This window comes from Silvimonas sp. JCM 19000 (assembly GCF_054652575.1).
Genome location: NZ_BAAIHC010000003.1, coordinates 66,400 through 92,019, shown reverse-complemented (window position 1 = coordinate 92,019; position 25,620 = coordinate 66,400). Strand labels below are relative to the sequence as shown.

The following is a 25,620-nucleotide window of genomic DNA, read 5'->3' as shown; positions in this document are numbered from 1 at the left end:
CCGTTGCCGCTTACGATAATGTCTATCGCCGTGTCTGATACCGCTACGCTCGCTCCCCACTATCTGGATCGCCTGAACCCGGCACAACGCAGTGCCGCCGAGTTTGGCACCGGCCCCGCCGCGGCAGAAAAAGGCAACGGCCCGCTGCTGGTGATCGCGGGGGCAGGCTCGGGCAAAACCAACACGCTGGCGCATCGCGTGGCGCATTTGCTGATCGAAGGCGCGGCGCCCGATTCAATTTTGCTGCTCACCTTCTCGCGTCGCGGCGCCGAAGAAATGGCGCGCCGGGCCGAGCGCATCGTGCGCCAGATCGGCAATACGCACGCGCGGCTGGCGCAAATCAAACTGAATTGGGCGGGCACTTTCCATGGCATCGGCGCGCGCTTGCTGCGCGAATACGCGCCGCAGATCGGGCTGGATGTGAGCTTTACCATCCATGATCGCGAAGACGCGGCCGATCTGATGAACCTGGTACGCAACGAACTGGGCCTGGCCAGCAAAGAAAAACGCTTTCCGGCCAAGGCCACTTGCCTCGCCATCTACTCCGCCGTCATCAACACGCGCGCGCCGCTGGCCGATGTGCTGCAACGCAGTTTCAGCTGGGCCGTCGAGTGGGAAAACGAACTCAAGCGCCTGTTTCGCGGTTACGTCGAAGCCAAGCAAGCGCAAAACGTGCTCGATTACGACGATCTGCTGTTGTATTGGGCGCGCATGGTGGCAGTGCCGCAGATTGCCGAGGAACTGGGCACGCGCTTTGACCATATCCTGGTCGATGAATATCAAGACACCAATCCGCTGCAAGCCACCGTGCTGCTGGCGCTCAAGCCCGATGGCCGCGGCCTGACCGTGGTGGGCGACGATGCGCAATCGATCTACGCCTTCCGCGGCGCGACGGTGCGCAATATTCTGGATTTTCCTGAACAGTTTTCGCCGCCCGCGCAGGTGATCAAGCTGGAACAGAATTACCGTTCCACCCAACCCATCCTCGAAGCCGCCAATGCGGTGATCGGCCTCTCCAACGAACTGTTCAGCAAAACGCTGTGGAGCAAGCGCGAAAGCGCCGAGAAACCACTGCTGGTGACGGTAGGCGATGAGGTCGATCAGGCCGCGTACGTGGCGCAGCAAATCCTGGACCGGCGCGAAGCCGGCATCTCGCTTAAAAACCAGGCGGTGCTGTTTCGCGCCTCGCATCACAGCGCGCGGCTGGAGATCGAACTGACGCGGCGCAATGTGCCGTTCGTTAAGTTTGGCGGCCTCAAGTTTCTGGCGTCCAGCCACGTCAAGGATGTGATCTCGGTGCTGCGCTGGCTGGAAAACCCGCGCGATCGCGTTTGTGGTTTTCGCGTGCTGCAAATGCTGCCCGGTGTCGGCCCCAAAACCGCGTCGAACATGCTCGATGCGCTAGCCAGCATGCAAGACGTGCTGGACGGCATTCTGCATCTGGATGTGCCGGGCGCGGCCAGCGAACATTGGGCGCGCTTTCAGCAACTGGCGCAGGCCACCTTGCCCGGCGGCACGCCGTGGCCCGCTGAATTTGACAGCGTCTGCGCCTGGTATGCGCCGTTGCTGGCGCACAACTACGAAGATGCCGCGATTCGCCAGGGCGATATCGACCAACTGGCGCGCATCGCCGCCACCTACCCCAGCCGCCAACGCTTTCTGACCGAACTGACGCTCGATCCGCCCGACGCCACCAGCGATGAAGCCGGCCCGCCGCTGATCGACGAGGATTATCTGATCCTGTCGACCATCCATTCCGCCAAAGGCCAGGAATGGAACGCGGTATATCTGCTCAACGCGGTCGATGGGTGTTTGCCGTCCGACCTGGCCACCGGCAGCGAGGCCGAAATCGAAGAAGAACGGCGCCTGGCCTATGTGGCGATGACGCGGGCCAAAGATCATCTCGAAATCATCGTGCCGCAGCGTTTTTATATCGGTCAGCAAAGCCGTTATGGCGATCAGCATGTGTTTGCCGGGCGGACGCGGTTTATCCCGGAAAGCCTGACGCCCTTGTTTGGCCGCAAAGCCTGGCCGATTCCGGAATACAACGCCGAGAAAACGCCGCAGGGCCGGCAGGCGCTGGTGGATCTGAAAAGCAGCATGCGCGATATGTGGGACTAACTATGTGGGACCAAGAGCCGGGCCCGGCTGCTGACCGGGCGGGCCGCGCACGTAACACGTCGCATTTGCCGGGTAACAGGCCGCCCCCTACACTGCTGTGCAGAGCCGCAACCAGCGGCCATCACCCTGTCTATCGTCCGGAAAACTCGCATCCATGCTTGCCCTGAAACAAGAGAAGTTTCTGCTACTGGCGCTGATTGTCGCGCTGGTGGCGTATCCGCTGGAACACACGCTACTAAATATGGGCCAGACGCCCGCATTGATTGGCGCGGTGGTGTTGATTGGCGCCATCTTGCTGGCCGCCTTGCGCGTGGCGCACCACGCCGAAGTACTGGCCGAAAAAGTCGGCGAACCCTACGGCACGATGATTCTGACGCTGTCGGCGGTGCTGGTGGAGGTGGTCATCCTGGCCATCATGCTCAGCCACGCGCCCTCGCCCACGCTGATGCGCGACACGGTGTATTCGGCGGTGATGCTCGATATCAACGGCATTCTGGGTCTGGCCGCCATCCTCGGCGGGCTTAAGCACGGCGAGCAACCGTACAACCTGGATTCCGGCAATACCTATGTGGTGATGATCCTGACGGCCATGGGCGTGTCGATGATCGTGCCCGAGTTCATCCCCGAGCCGCACTGGCGCGCATGGTCGGTGTTTACCATCATCGTGATGGTGGTGATGTACGCGATGTTCTTGCGCCTGCAAACCGGCAAACACTCGTATTTCTTCAATTACAAATACGGCAGCAAACACGGCCACGCCGAAGAAGAAGGCGAGCACGGCAATGTCAAAGCCTCGGCCGCGATCATGATTGCAGGTCTGGTGTTGATAGGCGTGCTGGCTGAAGCGATGGCGGTGCTGCTGGATTCAGGGCTTAAAGGCACGGGCGTGCCGCCGATTACCGCGGCGCTGGTGGTGGCGGTGATTTCGGCCAGCCCGGAAATCCTGACCGCCTTGCGCGCCGCCTTGGGCAACCGCATGCAAGGCGTGGTGAACATTGCGCTCGGTGCCTCGCTATCGACCGTGATTCTGACCGTGCCGGTGATCGAGGGCCTGGCGCTGATCCGCGGCGAACCGATCTTTATGGCGCTGACGCCCGTGCAAACGGTGATGGCACTGCTGACCTTGCTGGCGGCGGCCATCAACCTGCATGACGGCGAAACCAATGCCATCGAAGGCCTGACGCATTTTGTGTTGTTTGCCGCCTTCTTGATGTTGGCGGCCATCGGCGTCTGAGCGGCAGCTGTATCACGGCCAGGCGGGCCCATCTGTACCGATGCAGCCCGCCGTGCCGCTGCTAGACTGGCCGCTCTCTCATTGCTGCCGGTGCCTGCATGCCCACGTACACCAACGAATTCGGTCAACCACTCGGCGTTGCCGTCCCTGACTGGAAGCCGCCGGTGCATCCGCCGCATGAACTCATCAGCGGCTACGGCTGCAGGCTGGAACCGCTCAACGCCGCACAGCACGCCGATAGTTTGTGGCAGGCGTTTCTGGCTGACCCGCAAGGCAAAACCTGGACCTACCTGACCGTCGGCCCCTTCGCCGATCAAGCCGCTTTTGTCGATTGCGTGCGCAGCCGCGAGACCGCGCGCGATCCGCAGTATTACGCCATTGTCGACGCCGCCAGCGGCAAGGCATTGGGCATGGCGGCTTATCTGCGCATCGCGCCGGACGCGGGCAGTATCGAAATCGGCTGGCTCAGTTTTGCGCCCGCGCTCCAACGCAGCAAGCTGGCGACGGCGGCGATGTTCCTGTTTATGCGCAACGCGTTCGCGCTGGGCTATCGGCGCTATGAATGGAAGTGCAACAGCCTTAATCTGCCTTCCAAAGCCGCGGCCGAGCGACTGGGTTTTACCTTCGAGGGCACTTTCCGCCAGGCCACCGTCAACAAAGGCCGCAATCGCGATACCGATTGGTATTCGATTATCGACAGCGAATGGCCCGCCCTGCAGACCGAGTTTGAGCGCTGGCTGGATGACGCCAATTTTGATGCGCAGGGCCAGCAGCGCAGCCGCTTGCAGATGCGCTAACCGCGCGCCAGCCGCAACAGATGGCGTAATGCCGATGGAATACGCCATCTGTTCCGGTCCAATCTCAAATTATCTGTATGTGTGTGGTGAGCTGACGGCGACTGATAATGAGCCGCATGGACCCTCTCCCGCTCTATCGCCAACTGGCGAACCACTATCTCAACGCCATCGACAACGGCACTCTCGCGGTGGGTGCACGCATGCCCAGCGTGCGCACGCTGATGTCACGTCACGGCGTGAGCTTGTCGACGGCGTTGCAAGCCTGCCGCGAACTGGAACAACAAGGCGTGCTCGAAGCGCGACCGCGCTCAGGCTATTTTGTACGCGCCCGCACTCGCGCATTAGCGCCGGCCATCGAGCCGACCCAACAAATTGCCGATCCAGCGCAATACGTGGGTATCCACGAACGTGTTTCCGCCGTCACCGCGCGTAGCCTGCAAGCAGAGGTACAGATCAACCTGGGCGGTGCCTGCGGTGCGCCGGCGCTGTATCCCAACGAGGCACTCAGCCGCACCGCCCAACGCGTGCTGCGGCAAAAGCCGATGCTGTTTGGCGAGAACGCGCCGCACAACGGTGAGATGTCGTTCCGCCGCACACTGGCGCAGCGCGCGCTCACGCACGGCATGCAGCTCACTGCCGATGACATTATCGTGGCACACGGCTGCGTCGAGGCGCTCAACCTGGCCTTGCGCGCAGTGGCGCAACCGGGCGATGTGATTGCGGTAGAGTCGCCCACTTTCTTTGGCTTGCTGCAGATTCTGGAAACGCTGGGCATGCGCGCGTTGGAAATCCCCACCAGCCCGCAAACCGGCATGTCGCTGGAAGCATTGCAACGCGCGGCGGAAACCTATCCCGATCTGAAAGCCGTGGTGGTGGTCCCCAACTTCCAGAATCCCTTGGGCAGCATCATGCCCGATACCACCAAGCAAGCGCTGGTGGCGTGGTGCGAGCAGCGCGACATTGCGCTGATCGAAGATGACACCTATTCGTCGCTCACCAACGACGACGTGCCGCTGCGCGCGCTTAAAGCCTGGGACAAAAGCGGCAACGTCATCCATTGCGCCTCGCTGCACAAGGTGGTGTCGCCGGGCATGCGCCTGGGCTGGATTGCGCCGGGCAAATGGCTGGCGCGCTGCCAGATGCTGAAATACGCACAGACGCGGCCCAACGAGGCGCTTAACCAACTGGTGCTGGCCGACTATATGGCCACACCCGCGTACGAGCGCCATCTGCGCCGCCTGCGTCAGCATCTGCGCACCCAGCGCTTGCAACTGGCCGATGCAGTCGCGGCGTATTTTCCGGAAGAAACGCGGCTGAGCGTGCCTTCTGGCGGGCTGGGGCTGTGGGTGGAACTGCCCGACCAGATTTCCTCACGCGAGGTGTTTGAGCGCGGGCTGGATCAGGGCATCCGCATTGCGCCGGGGATGATGTTTTCCAATTCGACACGGTTTGATCACTTTATCCGGCTGAGCGTGGGGCTGCCGTATACGCCCGAGGTGGAGCGGGCGATCCGGGCGTTGGCGCGGATTGTGGATCGGATGGGGCGGGTGGCCGCGTAATTGGGAAAACCAGGCAAAGTCTTTGCCTGCGGCGCATTTTTGACGTTCGGCATATGCCGAACAGACCTTAACCGCTTAGCCTGCGGCGCATTTTTGATACCCGGGGGTGCCCGGGAGCACGTCACTTTTCTTTGTCTCGCCAAAGCAAAGTAACCAAAAGAAAGGCGACCCTCCGCGCGATAAAGCTGCGCAGAAGGGATAAGGTCAAAAGCCGAGACTAACCGTCTGCATAACCAGGATTTGCAGCTGCCGCTCCGCGGACGCGACGTTCAGTCGGAGCCCATAAACCCGGTCTCCTACCTTCTCGCGCTCAGGAGATGCCGCTGGCGTGCCTGTGGCGTTGCCTTGTTGCTGCGCAACGGCGGGTGGGCGTGGTTGTGGTGGGGTAGATCGAACCAGGTTTTCTTGCTGATCGCATAAAGACGGAATGCACTGCGACGGCAAAGTGCCGCGGAATTCTCAGGGCTAAGCGGCAAGTACATGCAAGACTTGGGCTCCAGCATTTCCCCGATACACCAACATGAAAAAAACTGCCGCCGATTATGGGCTTAAGCCCGTATCCAATAGACCCAAAATCACTTCTGCAAATGCGCACGAATATCGTGCAGAGAATCCCCCTGTTCTCGGCTCACAACCGGGCGTATTACCCACGTGCGAGGAATTGGCCGAGCGGATCATCAAGCGCCATATCAAGGTAATCAAGCGTTTGGCTGACGGATCGTAATGTTGAAAACGTTGCCCCCGCAGGGGCAACGCGTCTTCTGGCTTATGCCGTCAATGCCTTGCTGCGTCGCCATTGCCGCGCCGTCAGCGCCACAGCGCCCAGCCCGATCAAAGCCCAGGTTTCGGGCTCCGGCACCGGGGCGGCGGCTTCGAAGGCGAAGAAGGACGCCAGCACATCGCTATTGCCGGTGATGGTGTTTTTGCTGAGGTTCCAGGTGACGCTGCGCGGGTCGCCGATGCTGCCGTCCGGGTTTTGCGTCCATTGTTTGATGGTGACCACATTCCACGCAAACGCCCCGGCCACCGCCGCCGCACCATTCGCGCCAGTTAATTGCAGCGACGAGATGAGCACATCGTCAAACGACATCTCGAACAACGGCGTATTTTTGGCCTCACCCGCGCCCAGGATGTAGAGGTTGGCTTCGGGCACGTGTTTGCCGCTGACGCTATCTTTGAGCAGATCAATAAACGAGCTGCCCAGGCTTTGGCTCCAGCTTAATTTGGCGCCGCTGGCTTTGCCGGCGCTGCCACCGCCACCCACGCCGGTGCTGACGTTGTTGGTAACGCCCCACGCAAAGCTGCTGATGCCAAACAAGCCGCTGGGTGCATCGGCTGGCGGTTTGGCCAGCGCCGCGTTGCCTTGTACGCCGCTGATGCTCAGATAAAAGCTGTTAGCCCACGCGCCGCTCATGCACATTGCAAAAGCGGTACCGCCGATCAAGGTCGAGATTTTCATGACTGCACTCCACAGGTTGGTTACGGGCACAACCTTTGCAGCGTACGCAGCTGACCGTTTTAGACAGCGTATTTCTGTATTCTGGAAAGACGAGCGGAGTAGCAGAACATTCTTAATAATTGATATAAATCAACAGCTTGTGTTTTAGTCACCAACTGCTATGACGCGACGTATAAGCCATGCTTGCGGCGCCGCGCAGCAGCCGCCATGATGCGCGTTTTGACCTTTGCGGGCCGTCTGTCATGACCGAATCCGAAGCACGCCAACTTGCCACCCACCAACACTACAAAGGCGGTTTTTACCGCGAACTGGGTACGGCCACTCATTCTGAAACAGGCGAGGCTATGACGGTTTACGAGCATTTGTGGCCCCACGCGCGGGCGCTGTGGGTGCGGCCAGCGGATATGTTTCATGGCGATTTGCCCGACGGTTCGCCGCGTTTTCGCGCACTGATGCGTTGAGCGCGGCCCATTCTCACTGTCGCAAAAATACGCCGGTCTGCGTACGCATCCTTGACGCACTTCGTCAGCGCCGCGCAGACTGGCCGCTCTTTTCCCCCACGTCCACAGGAGATTGCCATGGCTCAAGCTGATCACACCCTCCTGTCGGCCGCTGCCTGATCGGGCGCTCGTTTTTTTGTTTGTGGCCTTGCTGGCATAAGCAAACGCGCGTTACCCACACGCACTGATTCCTCACAGCGCGGTGCCGCTCGCAACTTGATTGCGGACGCAGCGCCTGGTCGCGGCCTGCCGACTTCTCACTTTTGCTGCTATGCCCACGTGATGCCTTTGCCACGTCTGGCGTAGTGTTCGCTCGCCACTGTGCGAGCGCATAAACGTGGAATGACGCACATCATGATTGCGATTGAATACGCTCGTTTGCAGGCCATCGGCCTGAGCCAGAGTTTGATTAACCATGTTTACGCCCTGCCTGAAGCCGCCCTGCCCGACGTCCATCTGGCACGCGTGATTGAAATCCAGCGCGACCAACTGACCGTGCACGACGGCCTGACCGAGCATCACGCGCGCATCCTGCCGTGGCTGGCGGCCGATTTGCAGCGCGCAGGAACGCCGTTGGCGGTAGGGGACTGGGCGTTGGCGCAAACCAATGCCCTGACCGAAATCTGGATTGCCGCCCGGGTACCGCCGCTCAGCCAGTTAGCGCGGCGCGCCAGCGATGGCAGTCGCCAGCCTTTGGTCAGCAATGTCGATACCGCTTTGTTGGTCATGGGCCTGGATCACGACTACAACCCGCGTCGGCTGGAGCGCTATCTGGCCTTGACCCACGCGGCCGGGGTACAGGCGGTGGTGGTGCTCAGCAAGGCAGATATTGGCCAACAGGTGCCGGAGCGCATTGCCGAATTGCGCGCCCGTCTGCCCGCGTCAGTGCCCCTGGTCGCCTTGAATGGTTTGTCCGGTCAGGCACGGGCTGAGTTGGCGCCGTGGCTGGGTGATGGGCAGACCCTCGTCCTGTTGGGTTCCAGCGGCGCCGGCAAATCCACGCTGACCAATACCCTGCTCGACACCAGCAGCCAGATCACCGGCGCAGTGCGTGCAGGCGATAGCCGCGGTCGACACACCACCACCGCGCGTTCTTTGCATCGTTTGCCTGGCGGCGCCTGCGTGATTGATACGCCCGGTTTGCGCACCTGGCGTGCGGATGCGGATGTCGACGATGTCAGCGCCAGTTTTGCCGATATCGATGCACTGGCGCCGCTGTGCCGCTTTCGTGATTGCCAGCATCAGGACGAACCGGGCTGCGCGGTGCGCGATGCGGTGGATGCGGATCGGCTGCGCAATTATCACAAGCTGCTGCGCGAGATCCGGCGCAGCCAGATGACGGTATTGCAACGGCAGGAGGCGGGGCAGAAATGGAAGGCCATCGGCAAGGCGGGCCACGCCCGGGCGCGGGCCAAGCGCATGTAAGCACCGACATGGGCGCGCCGCCAGCGGCGCAGCAAAAACAAAACCCGGCGGCACGCAGCAGGCGTGGCGCCGGGTTTCTGGCCCAGGCAGGGCCTGGCGCAGATCAGGCGGCGGTCAACAATCCGCGCTTACGCAGCATCGGCCCGGCTTGCGGCTCGCGCCCACGGAAGGCGGCAAATGCCGCGCGCTGTTCACGACTGTCGCCCGCGCTGTAGATATAGCGATACAGCTTTTCTGCCAGCGCCGGGTTAAAGGCGTCGCCGGTTTCGTCAAAGGCATCAAACGCCTCGGCCTCCAGCACCTCAGCCCACATATACACGTAGTAACCGGCGGCATAAGCGTCGCCGGTAAAGATGTGGCGGAAGTGCGGCAGGCGGTGATTCATACCGGCTTCATGCGGCACGCCCAGGCGCTCACGTTCTTCCGCTTCAAATACGCCAATATCGATCTGGCTGGGGTCTTCCTGCAAATGCAGCGCCAGGTCGATCAAGGTGCTGGCGGTGTAGCGCACGGTCTCGAAGCCCTGATTAAACGTTTGCGAAGCGCGGATGCGCTCCACCAACGCGGCCGGGATGGGCTCGCCGGTTTGCCAATGGCGGGCGTGCTGGGCCAGCACCTCGGGGACCAGCGCCCAGTTTTCCAGCAATTGCGACGGCAGCTCGACATAGTCTTGCGGCACATCGGTACCGGACAAGCGTGCGTAGGTGACGTTCGACAGCAGGCCGTGCAGGCCGTGGCCAAATTCATGGAACAGCGTGCGCACGTCATCAAAACTCAGCAAAGTCGGGCCATCGCCGCCTTTGGCAAAGTTGTTGTTGTTGATGACGATAGGCAGCGACTCGCTGCCATTGCGGTGCTGCACGCGGAAGGTATGCATCCATGCGCCGCCTTGTTTGTTCGGCCGCGCGTAGTTGTCGCCGATAAACAAGCCCATCACCGCGCCATTGCGGCTGACTTCCCAGAAGCGGGCGTCCGGGTGATACAGCGCAACGTCGTGACGCTCGTGGAAACTCAGGCCGAACAAGCGATGTGCGCAATCGAAGACGGCTTCGAGCATGGCGTCGAGGCTGAAATACGGTTTGACCTCCGCGTCTTCCAGCGCAAAGCGTGCAGCGCGGACTTTTTCGGCCAGGTAAAACCAGTCCCATTGCTGGATATCGGTCGGCTCGCCCAGCGCGGCGGCTTGTTCGACCAGGGCGGCACGTTCTTCGGCCCAGCGTGCTTTGGCGGGCTCCCACACCTGGCGCAGCAATTCGTACACGGCCGAGGGCTTGCCCGCCATCCGGTTGGCCAGCGCGTAATCAGCAAAGCTGTCATAGCCGAGCAAACGCGCTTGTTCGATGCGCAGGGTCAGGATTTCGCGCGCGATCGGGGTGTTATTGCGTTCGGGATGCTCGCCGCGTGTGGTCCAGCCGCGCCAGGCGGCTTCGCGCAGATCGCGGCGGGTGGAGAAGGTCAGGAAGGGCACCACCGACGAGCGCGACAGCGTAATCACATGGCCGTCGACACCACGTTCTTGCGCGGCGCTGTGGGCGGCCTGGCGCAACCAGTCCGGCAGACCGGCCATATCGGCTTCGCCATGCAGCGCCAGTTTGAATTCAGCTTCATCCGCCAATACGTTCTGACCGAATTGCGTTTGCAGATCGGCCAGCCGCGACACGATGGCGGCAAAGCGGGCGCGATCCGCACCCTGCAACAAAGCGCCGGTGCGCACGAAATCCTTGTGGAAGGCTTTCAGCAAACGGCGCTGTTCTTCCGACAGATCAAGCTGATCGGCTTGCTGATACACCGCGTTGAGGCGGGCGAAGAAACCGGCATGCATCGAGACCTGGCTGTAATGCTGCGCCAGCAACGGCGCCATCTCGCGCTCGACGGCTTGCAGTTCAGCCGGAGACTCAGAGGCGGTCAGGTTCTCAAAGGTAAAACGCACCGCTTGCAGTTTGCGGCCAGCGCGATCAAACGCAGCGACGGTGTTTTCAAAAGTCGGGGCCTCGCTCTGCGCGGCCAAGGCGTCGACTTCAGCCAGATGCTCGGCAAACAGCACCGCAAACGCGGGCGCAAAGTGCGCCGGCTGGATTTCGGCAAACGGCGGAATCTGCCACGGCGTATTCCACGCTTGCAGCAAGGGATTGTTCAGATCGGTCATGATGCGCGGCCTTTTGGGCGAAACAAACGCAACCGGCGTCGGTTACGTTCAGATAACAAATAAACAAGCGACGACTGTGCCAGCCCGGGTAGGACGGGTCAAAGTGCGGCGCTCCGCTGTGTACTCAAACAGACAATGTGCCAGCGGCTCAAACCGCGAGCGGCGCCCCGACGGCGCGAGCCTTTTCTTCGGCATACCAGGTTTTGAGATCGACATCGTCAAAAGCATCAGCCAGCGTTTGCGCATCGGCCAGCGCGTGGCCGTAGCCTTCGGGATTGCCCAAGACGCGCAAAGCATGGGCCCGCGCCAGCAAGATAAACGCCTGGTCGACCGGCTCGGCGCCATGTGCCGCAATCAGCGCCAGTGCCTGATCGGCGTACTGCAACGCTTGTTGCGCCTGATTGACGGCATTGGCCACCAGCGCTTGCAGATACAGTGCGCGCTCGTGATTGACCCAGGTGCCGCAACGTAACCAGAACTCCAGCGCCACCTGCGCGGCTTCCTGCATCAAAGCCGCTTGCTGCGGCGTACGCGTCGGCAGTTCCAGCAGGGCAGTCGCCAGGTTGTTGCTGACGATGGCGATATGGCGCTGCACGCCGCTGTCGTTCTGCTGGCGGGCCGGCAGTAACAGGCCGCGGTAAATGGCTGCGCCTTCTTCAAAGCGCCCCGCGCGCACCAGCGGGCCGGGCAACTGGCCACTCAGTTTGAGCTGGCGCAGGCTGGCCTGGCTGGGCGACAGCGCGTGCAAACGATGTTGATTGCTGAGCGCCGCCATGCGGTCACCATCCAGCGTCTGCGCCACAATCAAGAACTGCAGCATTTCGGCGATGCCAGGAATTTCAGTGCCGTCTTCGGCAAAGTCATCGGCAAACCCGGCAGCCACGCGCTCGGCCAGACCCAGCGCGCCTTCCCAGTCATTCAGATGCTCGCCCAGCACATGATTGCCCAAGCGTAACAACGCGGCGGCCTGCTCCGGCGTGGCGGGCTGGGCCTCACTAATACTGCGCGCGACCTCCGCCGGGTTGCGGGCATGGTCTTTCCAGCCTTGTGCAATCAAACCTTCAAAGTCCATGCCTGCTCCTGCCGGTGCTTACCACATGTGGATACGGTCTTGCGGTGCCTTGTACATCTTGTCGCCCGGCTTGGTGCCAAAGGTTTCGGCAAAGCCATCGCTGTTCATCGACGCGCCGATGGCACGGAACGCCATGGGCGAATGCGGATCAGTCGCCACTTGCTTCAGCAGCGCCGCATCGCGCATCTTGCCGCGCCAGATTTGCGCAAAAGCAAGGAAGAAGCGCTCATCGCCGGTCAGGCCATCAATCACCGGCGCAGGCTTGCCATTCAGCGACAGGTGATAGGCTTTATAGGCAATTTGCAGGCCAGACAGGTCCGCAATATTCTCGCCGAGCGTCAGCTTGCCGTTTACATGTTTGCCCGGCAGCGGCTCGTAGGCGTCGTACTGTGCCACCAGCTTGCTGGTCAGCGCTTCAAACGCGGTGCGGTCAGCCGGCGTCCACCAGTTTTTGAGATTGCCGTCGCCATCGTACTGGCTGCCCTGGTCATCAAAACCGTGGCTGATTTCGTGGCCGATTACGGCACCAATGCCGCCATAGTTGGCCGCATCGTCCGCTTTGGCATTAAAGAACGGCGCTTGCAGGATGGCGGCCGGGAACACGATTTCGTTCATCGCCGGGTTGTAATAGGCGTTAACGGTTTGCGGGTACATGCCCCACTCGGTGCGATCCACCGGCTTGCCCAGGCGGTTCAGGTCGTACTGGTAGCGATAGGCGGCCGAGCGCGTCATATTGCCGAACAGATCATCGGCTTTGATTTCAAGCGCGCTGTAATCGCGCCATTTGCTCGGATAACCGATTTTGGTGGTGTAGGCCGCCAGCTTTTTCTGCGCCTGCACGCGCGTCGGTGGCGACATCCAGCTTACCGTTTCAATGCTTTGCTGATAGGCCTTCAGCAGATTGCCCACCAGTGCTTCCATCCGGGCTTTGGATTCCGGCGGAAAGTACGCGGCCGCCCACGGCTTGCCCAGCGCATCGCCCAGCGAGCCATTCACCGCCGACACGCCGCGCTTCCAGCGTGCGCGTTGTTCGGTGGTGCCCGTCAACGCGGTGCCATGCAAGGCAAAGTGGGCCTGGACAAACTCTTTGGACAGCAGCGGTGCAGCGGCATCCAGCGTGCGCGCCTTCAGATAGCTTTGCCAGGTGCTCAGCGGCTGTTTTTTCAGCAACTGGCCCAGCGCTTCGGTGTAGTTCGGCTGGCTGATATCAACTTGCGCCAGCGAGGTCAGGCCCGCGTTATCCAGCCAGGTATTCCAGTCAAAGTCCGGTGCGGTCTTGGGCAAGGCAGCGCGGTTGCGCGGATTGTGCGTTTTGATCGGATCGCGGTTTTCCACGTTGGTCCACTGCACCTGGGCGATGGCGGTTTCCAGCGCCATCACGGTTTTAGCCTGCTCGGCCGGGGTCTTTTCGCCCGCCAGGCTAAACAACCGGGTCAGATAGACGACATAAGCCTCGCGCGCTTTGGCAAAGCGGGCATCGTCGCTCAGATAGTAATCGCGGTCCGGCAAGCCCAGCCCGCCCTGATTGATGCTGACTTCATACCGGCGTGCGTCATCCGGATCCTGGCCCACGCTGATATTCAGCGGCAGGTCGATCGACACGTATTGCAGCTTGCCCAGCGTGGCAAACAGTTCATGCAGGTTGGCAATCTGGTCGATTTGCGCCAGTGCCGGTTTGACCGGCGCCGCACCCAGTTTTTCCAGCCGTGCTTCGTCCATATAGCTGCGATACAGATCGGCGATCTTCTGTTCGTCCGAACCCGGCGCTTGCGCGCTGGCCATGGCGGTTTCCAGCAGCGTCTTCGAGCGGGCTTCGCTCTCATCGCGCAGGGTGTAGAAGGCGCCAATGGCGGATTGATCCGCCGGAATCGGGGTGTTCTTTACCCAGTTGCCATTCACGTAATCAAAGACATTGTCTTGCGGACGCACGCTGGTATCGAACTGGCTCTTGTCGACACCGGCGGTCAAGGCTTCGGTGACGGCGGCATGGGCAGACAGACTGAGAGAAACGGCAACGCTGAGCGCTGCCAGACGGAACAATTTCATCGACGGTTCCTTGCTCTGGGTGGGGGTAGGCAAAACTGCAAACGCTGAGGCCCGCCCCCGCCGATGAAAGTTCCGGCGGGCGCGGGCCGCGGGGGATGACTCAGGCGGGCTGTGGCTGCCAGCCGGTCGGAATCGAATCAAGCAATTTACGGGTGTAACTGGCCGACGGGGCGCGATAGATTGCGTCCGAATCACCCTGCTCCACCACTTCGCCCTTGTTCATCACCAGCACCTGGTCGGAGATATGTTTAACCACCGCCAGATCATGCGAGATAAACAGGTACGACAACTGGTATTCATCCTGCAGCTCTTGCAGCAGGTTCAGCACTTGCGCCTGCACCGACACATCCAGTGCGGACACCGATTCATCGCAAATCAGCACTTCCGGCTTGAGCGTCAGGCAACGTGCAATGGCAATCCGCTGGCGTTGGCCACCGGAAAACTCATGCGGATAGCGCGACAAGGAACGCGCGGGCAAACCCACCCGATCCAGCAGCGCCTGGGCCATCTTGACGCGCTCGATCTGCACGCGGCCGATGCCGTGCAACATCATTGGTTCGGTCAGGATTTGCTCGACGGTAAAGCGCGGGTTCAGCGAGGCATACGGATTCTGGAAAATAATCTGGATGCGGCGTTTGTATTCGTGGAATTCGCGCGCCGACATCGCCAGCAAATCCTTGCCGTGGAACAGCGCCTTGCCGCCCGTGGCCTGATGCAAACGCACCAGCGTCAGACCGACCGTAGTCTTGCCCGAGCCCGATTCGCCCACAATGCCCAGCGTCTTGCCGCGCGGCAGCTGGAACGACACGTCTTTGACCGCATGAAACTGGCGTTTGCCAAACAGGCCCTGGCGGATATCAAACGATTTGGCCAGATGCTGCACGTCCAGAATGATTTCGTCGCTGGCCTCATAGCCGCGCACGCGCTCACCCGGTTTGACGTAGCCGCCGGGCTGCATGAAATCATCGATGACCGCCAGGCGCAGCGGGCGGCTGTCCAGATGCGGCCGGCAGTTGAGCAGCGCTTTGGTATACGGATTGGCGGGCGCGTTGAAGATCTGTTCCACCGTACCGGCTTCGCGGATTTCGCCGTGGCGCATCACCACCACGTCATCGGCAAACTCGCCCACCAGACCCAGATCGTGCGTAATAAACAGCACCGACATGCCGTGCTTTTTCTGCAGATCGGCCAGCAATTGCAGAATCTGTTTCTGGATGGTCACATCCAGCGCGGTGGTTGGCTCATCGGCGATCAACAATTTGGGTTCGCAGGCAATCGCCATGGCGATCATCACGCGTTGCTGCTGGCCGCCCGACAATTCATGCGGATAGGCTTTGACGCGCTTTTCCGGCTCGGGCAAGCCCACTTCGGTCAACAATTCGACCGTGCGCTTGAAGGCATCGCGGCGGTTGAGACCAGCGTGCAGCATCAGCGTTTCCGCGATCTGGTCACCCACGGTAAACACCGGGTTCAGCGAGCTCATCGGCTCCTGAAAAATCATGGCGATATCTTTGCCGCGCATCTTGCGCAACTCGGCGCCTTCGAGCGCCAGCAGATCGCGGCCTTCAAACGTCACCTGGCTGGCCGGATCGATGATCGTCTGGCGTGGCGGCAGTAACTGCATGATGGCCATCGAGGTCACCGACTTACCCGAACCGGATTCGCCCACCAGGGCCACGGTGCGGTTGCGCGGGATATCGAAGTTGATGCCTTTCAGGGCTTCGAAGGTGCCGCCGTCATCCTGGCGGAACGTCACCTTGAGATTGCGGATTTGCAGGAGCAGGTCTTGGGATGCAGTCATCGGATGCTCCTTAGCGGGCTTTCGGGTCAAGCGCATCGCGCAGACCATCGATCAACAAACTGAAAGCGGTGACCAGCACCGACATCGCCAGCGTGACGGCGATCATTTGCCACCACACGCCTTGCACCAGCTCGGCCGGTGCTTCCGCCAGCATCGAGCCCAGGCTGACCTCGGTGACGCCCACGCCAAAACCAAGAAAGGACAGAATGGCCTCGTACTTGATCATGGCCACGGTCAGCAGCGAGAACTGCACCAGCAGCAGATGCGAGATATTCGGCAGGATGTGGATAAACATGCGACGCCAGTCGCTGGCACCGATGGCGCTGGCGGCCTGCACGTATTCGCGGCTTTTCAGCTTGAGGTATTCCGCGCGCACCAGGCGATAGGTACCGGTCCAGCTGGTCAAGGCCATCACACAAATAATGGTCTTGAGGCCCGGCCCGGCCACGGCCGAGAACGACAGCAGCAGCAACATGTCCGGTACTGAGGTGAACACGTTGTAGAACCAGTTCAGAAAGTCATCGACCTTGCCGCCAAAGTAGCCGGAGAAAGCGCCCAGCACAGTGCCGATCAGCAAGGTGCTGATCGCGGCAAACACGCCGACAAAGACCGAAGTGGACGTGCCCTTGATGGTTTTGGTGATGACATCGCGGCCACGCAAATCCGCGCCAAACGGCAGCGACTCACGCCGGGTTTTTACCGCGCTGGTGTATTGCGCCACATTCTTTTGCGCCTCTGCCAACGCCGGGCCCAGCGGATCTTCTTGCGCTGTCATGTACACCAGTTGATCGCTCTGGCCGGGCTTTCTGATGTGTTTTTCTGCCGGCAGGGTATCCACCCCCTCGGCCTTGACCCAGGACGGCGGGGCATACGGCTCGGCAATCTGCTCGCGCCAGCCATCACCGATCAGACCCAGCCAGCCGCCTACGGCGATCAGCAGATAGATCGCCACAATCCACAGCGAAATCAGCGCCACTTTGTCGCGCTTGAGCCGCCGCCAGCCCTGCGCCCAGAAACCGGTATTCACTTTGGGCTCGGCCTGGACCACCGGCGCATTTTGTACAGTCGTTGTCATGATGTTCCGCCGGATTATTTGAGCTGCACGCGCGGGTCGATCAGCTTGTAGACCAGATCCGCCAGCAAGTTAAAGATCATGGTGGCCAGCGCGACATAAATCGTAATGGCCTTGATCACCGGAAAGTCGCTGTTATGCATCGCCAGTACCACCGCATTGCCCATGCCGGGGATGCTGAAGAAGGTTTCCAGCACCAACGCACCAATCAGCAAATACGGCAGCGACATCATGACCGTGGTGACCACCGGAATCAGCGCATTGCGCAGCACGTGTTTGAGCATGATGCGTTGCTCGCTCAGGCCTTTGGCCCGCGCCGTGCGGACGTAATCGTGGTTCATTTCTTCGACAAAGAACGAACGATAGAAGCGGATATCCGGGCCCAGCGAAACCATCAAGCCCATCAACATGGGCAGCGGCACGTAGATCAGCAGATTGACCCAGAACGAATTGCTCCAGCCGCTGACCGGAAACCAGCCAAATTTGTAGGCCAGCCAGTACTGGCCAGCAATGATGTAGACCAGTGCCGAAATCGACATGGCCACCGTGCAGCAAATGGTGACGATGCGATCGGTGACGCCACCGCGGAAATAAGCCACCAACGCGGCCAGCGGCAAGGCAATCAGCAAGTCCACCACCAGCAGCGTGCCGGTCAGGGTAAGCGAGGCGCTGATGCGCGAGCCGATCACGTCACCCACCGGCTGCTGCGTATTCCACGAAGTGCCAAAGTCCAGCGTCAGCACCTGCTTGATAAAGATCCAGAACTGCTGGCCGCGGCTGAGATCCAGCCCCAGTTGTGCCCGGATATTGGCCAGGGTTTCCGGCGTCAGATGCTTGCCCGCCAGGATCAGCGACGGGTCGCCGCCAAACAGGTTGAACAGGGTAAATACCAGCAACATCACCCCGAACAGCGTGGGGATCATTTGCAGTACACGGCGCACGATATACGCGAACATGGTTGCGCTCCTTTATTGGCCAGCGTGCGGCGCGATGTCCATGAACTTCCAGGACGAATTGAAAATCGGGTGGATCATGTCGCCCAGCACCCACGGCTGCATCAGCCGGTTGTGGAAACGGGTGTTATCCGGTATCCACGGCGTGTCTTCGGCCATCACCTTGTTCATCTGGTCGTACAACTGGCTACGTTCCGGGCCGTCCTTCAGGTAGCGCGCTTTTTCGTACAGCGCGTCGTAGCGCGGCGAGGCGTAGCACGCCGCGTTTTCGCCCCCAATGTTCTTGCTGTAGTTCAGCATCACAAAGTCTTCGCCGTCGGGATAATCCGCCAGCCAGGCATAGCCATACATGCCGTACTGGCAGCTACGCAGCGCCTTGATGGCATCGTTGAACGGCGTGACACGGAATTTGACGCGGATCTTGATCGAGTCAAACGCCTCTTGCCAGTACTCGTTCCACTGGCGCCCGATCGCGCCCTGGTCGGTCATGAAATCGACCGAAAACGCCTGGCCATTGGGCAAGGTGCGATAACCGTCAGCGCCGATCTTGTAACCAAACTGATCCAGCAAGGCATTGGCCAGCGGACGGTTAAACGGATATGCGATACGGAAGTTCGGGTTATGCCCCACCACGCCTTCCGGAATCAGGTATTGCACGCGCACGGCCTGATTGCGGCGGATGTCGCGGATGATCTGGTCTTCATCAAACGACATGGCAATGGCACGGCGCAGCGCGATCTTGTCTTTGCTCAGCCCACCCAGCACCGGGTCTTTCATATTGAAGGTGTGATAGGTGACTTCGGTCTGCAAGTTGCGGGTGAGCTTGATGCCCAGCTTGCGGTACTCGGGCTTGAGTGCCACACGACGCGGATTATGCGGATCGCTTACCAGCACGCCCCGAATCAGCGGCTGCGGCACGCCATACAGCTCATCCAGCTGCTGGCTCTTGAAGGACAGCCACATCGGCTGTTCTTCGGTGTAGATGTTGTATTCGATCTTGCCGATCTGCGGCATGGTCTTGCCGTTCATTTCGCGCGCCACGCGCTCGCCTTCTTCATCGCCAGCTTCAGGATGGAAGTCGTAAACGACATGATGGAAATTGGGGTTGGCCACCAGCGTGGTTTTCAGGCCCTGCTTCCACTCTTGCAGCATGTAGGGGCCGGTACCGACCGGATGCGCCATGATGTCGGTGCCATACGCCTGGATGACTTCACGCGCCACGGCGCCGGTTTGCGGCATGGTCAGCACAAACAGCAGGCTGGGGTCTTCGCCTTTGAGCTTGATCTGCAGCGTGTAGCGATCCAGCGCCTTCAGGCCCTCGACCGTGCTGTCGTAATCAAACTTGCCGGCTTTTTTTGATTTTTCGACCAGTTCATCCAGCCCGACAAACTTGCCGGAAACCAGATAGTTGTTGGGCGAACTGGTGGCGGGGTCGACCAGACGTTTAAAGGAATAAACGTAATCAGCGGCGGTCAGCTCGCGCTTCTGGCCCTTGAATACCGGGTCAGGCGCAAAGTACACACCGTGCAGCAAATGAAACGTAAAAGTGCGGCCGTCGCTGCTGACTTCAGGCATGGCGGTCAGCGTATTGGGCACCAGTTTGGCCGGGCGTGCCACGTAGTCATACGAGAGCAGCGGTTCAAACATGTTTTCGATCAGCGTGATCGAAGGCACGTCCGAAATCCTGGCCGGGTCGAGGCCCGTTTCTGGCGCATTCATCGACGTGCGCAGCACTTTGTTGGGGTCAGCCGCAGAGTGCGCAGTCATGGCGACGGCACTCAGCAACGCGGCGATCGCCACCTTGTACATATTCATATTGCCCCCTTCCTTCATACCGGGCCGCCGGGATCACCTGCGGCGCATACGCGGCCTGTCTGACGTGGCTGCAGCGGTCGGGTCGGACCGCTACGGCGCGGCCGGACAGCGCGCCAGACGCGCTTCTTGTGGCGCGGTTTTGCACAACACACCGCGCGGGCGCTTGCCTGTTTTTTAAGCAAAAACAGCGGCAAACCCCAACTGCGGCCTGAAAAAATGCCTGAGTGGGCTATCCACTCAGGCACGGACCTGCTAGCGCGGTGGGCGCGTCTTCATCACTGGATGAATTGCTCGCCGCCCACAATGCCGATCTTCTTCACGCCCAGGCGTTGCGAAGCGGCCAGCACCATTGCAACCGGGTCATACGTCGCGTCTTTGTCAGGGCGAATATGAAACTCGGGCTGCGGGTTCATCGTGGCAATGCCTTTAAGACGCTGTTCCAGATCAGCCTGGCCGCCCACGATTTCGCCATTCCAGCGAATTTCGTTCTGCGGGTTGATGTCCAGCTCAACCACCACCGGCTTTTCGTTATTGGCCGAGTTGTTGTTGGTGGGCATATCCAGTTTGACGGCGTGCGTCTGGATAGGAATGGTGATGATCAGCATGATCAGCAAAACCAGCATCACGTCGATCAACGGCGTGGTGTTGATTTCCATCATCAGATCGTCATCACCCGATCCGCCTACATTCATGGCCATGGTGTGTTCTCCATTGGGCGGCGCAGACAAGCTGCGCCGCAACGATCAATTGTTGGCAGGTGGTTCGGTAATGAAGGCAATCTTGACGATGCCCGCACGTTGCACCGCCAGCACGATGCGGCCCAGCGGACCATAACGTGCGGCAGCGTCGCCACGGATATGCACCTCGGGCTGCGGGTCTTTCTTGGCCGCAGCATCAAGGCGCTTCGCCAGTTCTTCATCGGAAACCGGGGTGACGTTCCAGTAAGTGACGCCCTTCTTGTCCACAGCCAGCACCACGTTCTCAGGTTTGGTCTGAGTGGGGATATTGGACTGCTTGGGCAGCTTCACATCAATGGATTGGGTAACCACCGGAATTGTGATCAGAAAGATGATCAGCAACACCAGCATCACGTCGACCAGCGGCGTGGTGTTGATGGCCGACATCACCTGATCGTCGTCCGCGCCTCCGCGGCTGAGTCTCTGGTAACGGGCCATGTCCGCTTACCGTACCGGGTTGTTCAGCAGGCTGGCGTGCAGACGGCCAGCAACCACGCGAACCTGATCCAGCACCAGCTTGTTACGACGCACCAGCCAGTTGTAACCCAGCACCGCAGGCACGGCTACAGCCAGACCGATAGCGGTCATGATCAGCGACTCACCCACCGGGCCAGCCACTTTGTCGATGGAAGCCTGACCGGCGATACCAATGGCCGTCAGCGCGTGGTAGATACCCCAAACGGTACCGAACAGACCCACGAACGGGGCGGTCGAACCGACGGTAGCAATCACCGACAGACCACCTTGCATGTGGTGGCTGGCGCTATCCAGCGCATCACCAATCGCCATGCCAACCCAGGTGTTCAGGTCAACGCGGGCGCTCAGCTCGCCTTTGTGTTCACGCGCAGCTTCAACGCCGGACTTGGCGATGTGGCTGTACATGCCTTCGTCGTCTTCGTTGGCGGCGTGTTGTTGCAGTTCCAGACCTTGCAGGGCCAGCAGTTCATTGCCTTGCTTGATCAGACGGCGTTGTTCCAGCAGCTTGACGATGCCGACATACCAGGTGGCAGCCGACATGATCAGCAGAATGCACAGGGTGGAACGGGCAACGATGTCGCCGTTGGCCCACAGCGCATCGATGCCGTAGGGGTTGGAGCCAGCTTCGGCCGCGAAGGCCGGCACAGCGATCAGACCAGCGACAGCAGCAACGGCGCGGGACACTTTGGAGCTAATACGGAAAGTCATTGGATAACCTCTTTAACTTGATTCCTTGTGGGAATCGGGCGGAATCAAATAATCAATTATTCAGGGCGGAAGCCGATTTCACGGGACATCAATTTGTTCGGCGAGCAGCTATAGCCCGGCAAAGAGTCCATGACTGCAGCCTTGAACAGATTGCGATAGCGCGCAGGAATGCCCTTAAAGGAAATATCCTGCAAAGTCACCTTGCCTTGCGCATCCGATCTGAATGTCACCATTACCGTGCCCTCGACGCCGTCATCCTGAGCTTTCGCCGGATATTCTGGCGACGGCTTTTCAGAGCAGTTGGCGTTCCCGGAGACTGGCCCGGCCGGTGCCGCGGGTGCAGCGGGCGGCGCAGGGGGTGCAGCGGGTTCGGGGGGCGGCGGCGCAGCCTGACTGGTCACCACAGGCGCGTTTTCGGCCTGAGGATGCGGGTTTTCAATCGGCGGGACATAGGCCGGCGGCGGCGGTTTAACCGGCTGCGGCTTGGGTACCTGCTTTTCGACTACCTTTTCAATCTTGGGAGGCGGCGGCGGTGGAGGCGGCGGAGGCGGCTCACTGATAATCGAGACTTCCACCTTTTGCTGAACAGCTTTGACCACGTTCTGCGCAAGTCCGGAGACCAACGCATAGATCAACAGGACGTGAAATATGATCACGCCTACCAACCCAGTGGCCCTTCTGGATTTGGCGTTGTACCCAAATCCTTTCATCGTACTAGCCATGATAAGGCCCAACCTGTGTAGTTCACTGAAAAATACCCTCGACAAAACAGCGGCCTGTCAGAGCGAAGGCCTATCAGACAAGCAATATGCATGCCTTGTCACTAAGGGATTTCCAGCAGTCCTAATTCTCACCAAACAGACTTTCCTGAGGGGTAAGCAATCAGAAATTCCAGAAGGCACGCCCGGCACCTGTATTAGCGGGCCGGGCGTGTCAGCTACATTACGAAATTACATTTTGTAGCTGGCTTGCAGGTAGTAAGCGCGGCCGATCGAGTCGGTATAACGCGGATCGTAACCTTGCTGGAACGTCACGTCTTCGTTGGAGTACGGCGGCTTCTTGTCGAACACGTTGCGGATAGAAGCGGTCAACGTCAGGCTCTTCTGCCACACATACGACACCGAGGTGTTCCACAGCGTGTAGGTTGCTACGTCGTGGCTCGGATCTTCGTCGTGGTAGCCAGTCTGGAACGTGGTACCGATGATGGAGCTCCAGTTGTTCTTGGACCACTTCAACTGCGCATTTTGCTTGTAGCGGAAGATCGGCGCGTTGTTGTAGTCAGCGAACGTGCCCACACCGTGGAAGTACTCGCCGCCTTCTTCATGCTGATAGTCAAACTTGTTGATGTACGAACCATCAACGCTCAGCGAGAAGTTACCCAGAGCGGATTGCGGGAAGCGATAAGCCACGTTCAAGTCCACACCGCGAATGCTGGTGTTACCCAGGTTCTGGTAGTGGTCGCTGATGTAGTCCAGGCTGCCGTCGGCGTTACGGATAAACAGGTCAGCATACTTGTCGGCGTTGTCGAAAATCGTGTTTTCAGACAGCACGCCAATGGTGTGCTTGATGAAGGTCCAGTAGAAATCGGCGTTCATCGTCAGCGACGGGGTCGGCTCGAGGCCGATACCGAAGGTGATGGTGGACGATTTTTCCGGCGTCAGTTGAGTGTTACCACCCAGCTGCTTCATGAACTGCGTATCGCAATCTGCGCCGTTACCGCCGTTAGCCGGCGTACCGCCCGGGCAACGCAGCGGATCGTTCAGCGAGCTGGCCGAGGTGTACGTGGTCTGGTTCGGCATGTACATGTTGTACAGCGAAGGAGCACGGAAACCGGTGCTGGCACCAGCACGGAACAGCAGTTCCTTGGTCGGGGTCCACAGCAGCGAGACTTTCGGGTTGAACGTGTTGCCGACGTCGCTGTAGTGGTCATCACGGATCGCGATGTCAGCAGTCAGCGACTTGAGGATCGGGAACTCCATTTCGGCCGTCAGCGCTTGCACGTTGCGGCTGCCGCTGGTGTCTTGCGAATCTTCCAGACCCGAGCTCAGGGCTTCAGTGGTCAGACCGGTGAACGACGAGCTCAGCTTGTCGTGGCGCGCTTCGCCACCGAACGACACGCTAACCGCGCCAGCCGGCAGGTTGAACAGCTGACGGTTCACGTTGAAGTCGACGCCTGCGGTGGTGTACTTGTCGTCTTCAATACGACCGGTCATGGCCACCGAGCTCCAGCCAGCGCTGCTGGTCGAGAACGGGTTGATGGTGCCGGCGTCAACCGCTTCCTGCAGCAGCGTGCTGCTCAGGTAGCCGCTGGTCAGATCATGGGTCACTTCGTTCTGCGAGTACGAAATGCCGCCACGGTAGTTCCAGCCATAAGCCTCACCGTCGACCGAAGCCAACAGACGTTGGGTGGTGGAAACATACTCATCGCCGCGATCGCCCAACGGTACCGAACGACCGTAGATGTCGATGGTGGAACCATCGAGACCCGCCGGGTAGTTGGGGTTGGTGCCCGACATGGTCAGTGCGCCGGCCAGCGGGGTCGGAGCAACCAGGGTGTCGGTGGTGGTGCGGGTGCCTACGTATTGCAACGAAGCGGAGGTGTCGTCACCGAATTGCTTGGTGCCTTTGGCCGTCCACGTCCATTGCTTCACTTCCGGCTGAATCTGGGTGAACAGCGAAGTCTGCTCGCGGCAGGCACCGGGATTGTTCACGTTGGGGATCAGACCCGTGCCACCTACGCAACCCGGCGCGGAGCTGTTGTACAGCGTGCCGTTGTACAGGTAGTTAGCAGGCGAAGTGCTGTTACTGGTGCCGTTAACCGGCAGGCTCGACATGGCGAAGCCGCGGTCAGTGGTCATCACTTGCTGGGTTTTCTGGAAACCGATCGTGCCGTAAACGTTCCAGCCGTCGTCGGCCAGGCTGCCCTTACCGGCAGTGATCGAGAACTCGCCTTGCTTGCCCATGGCGTGCTGCGGCAGCAGGCCGCTGGCTTCCAGGGTCACACCCGTAACCGCTTTTTTGGTTACGAAGTTGATAACGCCGCCGATCGCATCGGTACCGTAAATGGCGGAAGCGCCATCACGCAGGATATCGATATGGTCGATGGTGGAAAGCGGGATTGCGTTCAGGTCAACCGACGTGCCGTCGATTGCCTGGTTGGCCAGACGGCGACCGTCCAGCAGTACCAGCGTGTATTGCTGACCCAGACCGCGCAAGTCAGCGAATGCTGCGCCACCGGTGTCCGCACCCACCGCAGTGGTGCTGGTAAACGAAGAGGTGTTGGCGGCAAGGCTTTGCACCACGGATTCCGCGGTGGTGTAACCCTGCTTGGTCAGATCTTCAGTCTTGATCGAAGTCACCGGCAGAGCGCCCTGGTTCTTCAATCGTTTAATGTTGGAACCCGTTACTTCGACGCGTTCTACAGCAGTCGCGTCATCGTCCGCTGCATGTACGGCAGACGCATAAGTCGCACCAATCATGGCAATTGCCACAACCAGTTTCTTTCTTGAGTGAGTCATCACTGCCCCCTGACTTTTGGTAAAAATGGAAGCCCATTAATCCTTACAAACGGATCAACAACAGGCTGTTGGCCTGCGTTGCCGGCATTGCCGTTCCGTCTGCCGTGTAAGCGTTGGCATAATTGCAGAATCTTTTGCTACACAACAAAATTAATGCTTGATGACGGCTAAACATGTTGC

20 protein-coding genes are annotated in these 25,620 nt (G+C 60.0%); 7 read left to right on the top strand and 13 right to left on the bottom strand.

What is annotated here, in order from left to right; all coding sequences use genetic code 11:
* Nucleotides 1–30 precede the first annotated feature (30 nt).
* The 5 genes from ACYQ1A_RS04180 (at nt 31) to ACYQ1A_RS04160 (ending at nt 6,435) form a co-directional block, all read left to right on the top strand.
* Nucleotides 31–2,121, top strand: coding sequence for an ATP-dependent helicase (locus ACYQ1A_RS04180; protein WP_499360462.1), 2,091 nt, complete (start codon nt 31–33; stop codon nt 2,119–2,121).
* 154 nt (nt 2,122–2,275) lie between these two features.
* Nucleotides 2,276–3,355 (top strand): calcium:cation antiporter, encoded by a 1,080-nt coding sequence (locus ACYQ1A_RS04175; protein ID WP_499360460.1) that lies wholly within the window; start codon nt 2,276–2,278, stop codon nt 3,353–3,355.
* Between the two features lie 98 nt (nt 3,356–3,453).
* A complete protein-coding gene (locus ACYQ1A_RS04170; RefSeq protein ID WP_499360458.1) occupies nt 3,454–4,152 on the top strand; it encodes a GNAT family N-acetyltransferase in 699 nt (232 codons plus the stop codon).
* Nucleotides 4,153–4,268: 116 nt separating this feature from the next.
* The gene (locus ACYQ1A_RS04165) at nt 4,269–5,711 is read left to right on the top strand and encodes an aminotransferase-like domain-containing protein (RefSeq protein WP_499360456.1); all 1,443 of its coding nucleotides are present in this window, start codon (nt 4,269–4,271) and stop codon (nt 5,709–5,711) included.
* Nucleotides 5,712–6,231: 520 nt separating this feature from the next.
* The gene (locus ACYQ1A_RS04160; protein ID WP_499360454.1) at nt 6,232–6,435 is read left to right on the top strand and encodes a hypothetical protein; all 204 of its coding nucleotides are present in this window, start codon (nt 6,232–6,234) and stop codon (nt 6,433–6,435) included.
* Between the two features lie 42 nt (nt 6,436–6,477).
* Here ACYQ1A_RS04160 and ACYQ1A_RS04155 read toward each other — a convergent pair whose 3' ends face one another.
* The gene (locus ACYQ1A_RS04155) at nt 6,478–7,170 is read right to left on the bottom strand and encodes a type VI secretion system tube protein Hcp (protein WP_499360452.1); all 693 of its coding nucleotides are present in this window, start codon (nt 7,168–7,170) and stop codon (nt 6,478–6,480) included.
* A gap of 242 nt (nt 7,171–7,412) precedes the next feature.
* Between ACYQ1A_RS04155 and ACYQ1A_RS04150 the strand changes: the two genes are divergently transcribed.
* Nucleotides 7,413–7,631, top strand: a complete 219-nt coding sequence (locus tag ACYQ1A_RS04150; RefSeq protein ID WP_499360451.1) for a DUF1653 domain-containing protein — start codon at nt 7,413–7,415, stop codon at nt 7,629–7,631.
* Nucleotides 7,632–8,024: 393 nt separating this feature from the next.
* Complete coding sequence (gene rsgA, locus ACYQ1A_RS04145) at nt 8,025–9,095, top strand: ribosome small subunit-dependent GTPase A (protein ID WP_499360450.1); 1,071 nt, start codon at nt 8,025–8,027, stop codon at nt 9,093–9,095.
* 103 nt (nt 9,096–9,198) lie between these two features.
* Here the strand turns inward: rsgA and ACYQ1A_RS04140 are convergent, their stop codons facing one another.
* From ACYQ1A_RS04140 to ACYQ1A_RS04085, 12 genes are all read right to left on the bottom strand, one after another.
* The gene (locus tag ACYQ1A_RS04140; protein ID WP_499360448.1) at nt 9,199–11,241 is read right to left on the bottom strand and encodes a M3 family metallopeptidase; all 2,043 of its coding nucleotides are present in this window, start codon (nt 11,239–11,241) and stop codon (nt 9,199–9,201) included.
* A 148-nt stretch (nt 11,242–11,389) separates the two neighbouring features.
* Nucleotides 11,390–12,313 carry a hypothetical protein gene (locus tag ACYQ1A_RS04135; RefSeq protein WP_499360446.1) on the bottom strand — a complete coding sequence of 308 codons (924 nt, stop codon included), beginning with the start codon at nt 12,311–12,313 and terminating at the stop codon, nt 11,390–11,392.
* Between the two features lie 18 nt (nt 12,314–12,331).
* Nucleotides 12,332–14,359 (bottom strand): M13 family metallopeptidase, encoded by a 2,028-nt coding sequence (locus ACYQ1A_RS04130; RefSeq protein ID WP_499360445.1) that lies wholly within the window; start codon nt 14,357–14,359, stop codon nt 12,332–12,334.
* Nucleotides 14,360–14,459: 100 nt separating this feature from the next.
* A complete protein-coding gene (locus ACYQ1A_RS04125) occupies nt 14,460–16,160 on the bottom strand; it encodes an ABC transporter ATP-binding protein (protein ID WP_499360444.1) in 1,701 nt (566 codons plus the stop codon).
* Nucleotides 16,161–16,170: 10 nt separating this feature from the next.
* Nucleotides 16,171–17,235: an ABC transporter permease gene (locus tag ACYQ1A_RS04120; protein WP_499360442.1), complete on the bottom strand. Its 1,065-nt coding sequence runs from the start codon at nt 17,233–17,235 to the stop codon at nt 16,171–16,173.
* Between the two features lie 14 nt (nt 17,236–17,249).
* Nucleotides 17,250–18,188: an ABC transporter permease gene (locus ACYQ1A_RS04115; protein WP_062223452.1), complete on the bottom strand. Its 939-nt coding sequence runs from the start codon at nt 18,186–18,188 to the stop codon at nt 17,250–17,252.
* 12 nt (nt 18,189–18,200) lie between these two features.
* Nucleotides 18,201–20,000, bottom strand: a complete 1,800-nt coding sequence (locus ACYQ1A_RS04110) for an ABC transporter substrate-binding protein (RefSeq protein ID WP_499360441.1) — start codon at nt 19,998–20,000, stop codon at nt 18,201–18,203.
* Between the two features lie 275 nt (nt 20,001–20,275).
* Nucleotides 20,276–20,698 carry an ExbD/TolR family protein gene (locus ACYQ1A_RS04105; RefSeq protein ID WP_499360440.1) on the bottom strand — a complete coding sequence of 141 codons (423 nt, stop codon included), beginning with the start codon at nt 20,696–20,698 and terminating at the stop codon, nt 20,276–20,278.
* A gap of 45 nt (nt 20,699–20,743) precedes the next feature.
* A complete protein-coding gene (locus tag ACYQ1A_RS04100) occupies nt 20,744–21,175 on the bottom strand; it encodes an ExbD/TolR family protein (protein ID WP_053937218.1) in 432 nt (143 codons plus the stop codon).
* A gap of 6 nt (nt 21,176–21,181) precedes the next feature.
* A complete protein-coding gene (locus ACYQ1A_RS04095; RefSeq protein WP_062223458.1) occupies nt 21,182–21,922 on the bottom strand; it encodes a MotA/TolQ/ExbB proton channel family protein in 741 nt (246 codons plus the stop codon).
* 56 nt (nt 21,923–21,978) lie between these two features.
* Complete coding sequence (locus ACYQ1A_RS04090) at nt 21,979–22,644, bottom strand: energy transducer TonB (protein WP_499360438.1); 666 nt, start codon at nt 22,642–22,644, stop codon at nt 21,979–21,981.
* 228 nt (nt 22,645–22,872) lie between these two features.
* Entirely contained in the window at nt 22,873–25,440 is a 2,568-nt protein-coding gene (locus tag ACYQ1A_RS04085) for a TonB-dependent receptor (RefSeq protein WP_499360437.1), read from the bottom strand.
* Between the last annotated feature and the right edge of the window lie 180 nt (nt 25,441–25,620).

What these genes read in the sequence shown, in the direction of transcription:
- ACYQ1A_RS04175 (WP_499360460.1), top strand. Translation starts at nt 2,276, where the DNA reads ATGCTTGCCCTGAAACAAGAGAAGTTTCTGCTACTGGCGCTGATTGTC.
- ACYQ1A_RS04170 (WP_499360458.1), top strand. Translation starts at nt 3,454, where the DNA reads ATGCCCACGTACACCAACGAATTCGGTCAACCACTCGGCGTTGCCGTC.
- ACYQ1A_RS04165 (WP_499360456.1), top strand. Translation starts at nt 4,269, where the DNA reads ATGGACCCTCTCCCGCTCTATCGCCAACTGGCGAACCACTATCTCAAC.
- ACYQ1A_RS04160 (WP_499360454.1), top strand. Translation starts at nt 6,232, where the DNA reads ATGAAAAAAACTGCCGCCGATTATGGGCTTAAGCCCGTATCCAATAGA.
- ACYQ1A_RS04155 (WP_499360452.1), bottom strand. Translation starts at nt 7,170, where the DNA reads ATGAAAATCTCGACCTTGATCGGCGGTACCGCTTTTGCAATGTGCATG.
- ACYQ1A_RS04150 (WP_499360451.1), top strand. Translation starts at nt 7,413, where the DNA reads ATGACCGAATCCGAAGCACGCCAACTTGCCACCCACCAACACTACAAA.
- rsgA (WP_499360450.1), top strand. Translation starts at nt 8,025, where the DNA reads ATGATTGCGATTGAATACGCTCGTTTGCAGGCCATCGGCCTGAGCCAG.
- ACYQ1A_RS04140 (WP_499360448.1), bottom strand. Translation starts at nt 11,241, where the DNA reads ATGACCGATCTGAACAATCCCTTGCTGCAAGCGTGGAATACGCCGTGG.
- ACYQ1A_RS04135 (WP_499360446.1), bottom strand. Translation starts at nt 12,313, where the DNA reads ATGGACTTTGAAGGTTTGATTGCACAAGGCTGGAAAGACCATGCCCGC.
- ACYQ1A_RS04130 (WP_499360445.1), bottom strand. Translation starts at nt 14,359, where the DNA reads ATGAAATTGTTCCGTCTGGCAGCGCTCAGCGTTGCCGTTTCTCTCAGT.
- ACYQ1A_RS04125 (WP_499360444.1), bottom strand. Translation starts at nt 16,160, where the DNA reads ATGACTGCATCCCAAGACCTGCTCCTGCAAATCCGCAATCTCAAGGTG.
- ACYQ1A_RS04120 (WP_499360442.1), bottom strand. Translation starts at nt 17,235, where the DNA reads ATGACAACGACTGTACAAAATGCGCCGGTGGTCCAGGCCGAGCCCAAA.
- ACYQ1A_RS04115 (WP_062223452.1), bottom strand. Translation starts at nt 18,188, where the DNA reads ATGTTCGCGTATATCGTGCGCCGTGTACTGCAAATGATCCCCACGCTG.
- ACYQ1A_RS04110 (WP_499360441.1), bottom strand. Translation starts at nt 20,000, where the DNA reads ATGAATATGTACAAGGTGGCGATCGCCGCGTTGCTGAGTGCCGTCGCC.
- ACYQ1A_RS04105 (WP_499360440.1), bottom strand. Translation starts at nt 20,698, where the DNA reads ATGGCCATGAATGTAGGCGGATCGGGTGATGACGATCTGATGATGGAA.
- ACYQ1A_RS04100 (WP_053937218.1), bottom strand. Translation starts at nt 21,175, where the DNA reads ATGGCCCGTTACCAGAGACTCAGCCGCGGAGGCGCGGACGACGATCAG.
- ACYQ1A_RS04095 (WP_062223458.1), bottom strand. Translation starts at nt 21,922, where the DNA reads ATGACTTTCCGTATTAGCTCCAAAGTGTCCCGCGCCGTTGCTGCTGTC.
- ACYQ1A_RS04090 (WP_499360438.1), bottom strand. Translation starts at nt 22,644, where the DNA reads ATGGCTAGTACGATGAAAGGATTTGGGTACAACGCCAAATCCAGAAGG.
- ACYQ1A_RS04085 (WP_499360437.1), bottom strand. Translation starts at nt 25,440, where the DNA reads ATGACTCACTCAAGAAAGAAACTGGTTGTGGCAATTGCCATGATTGGT.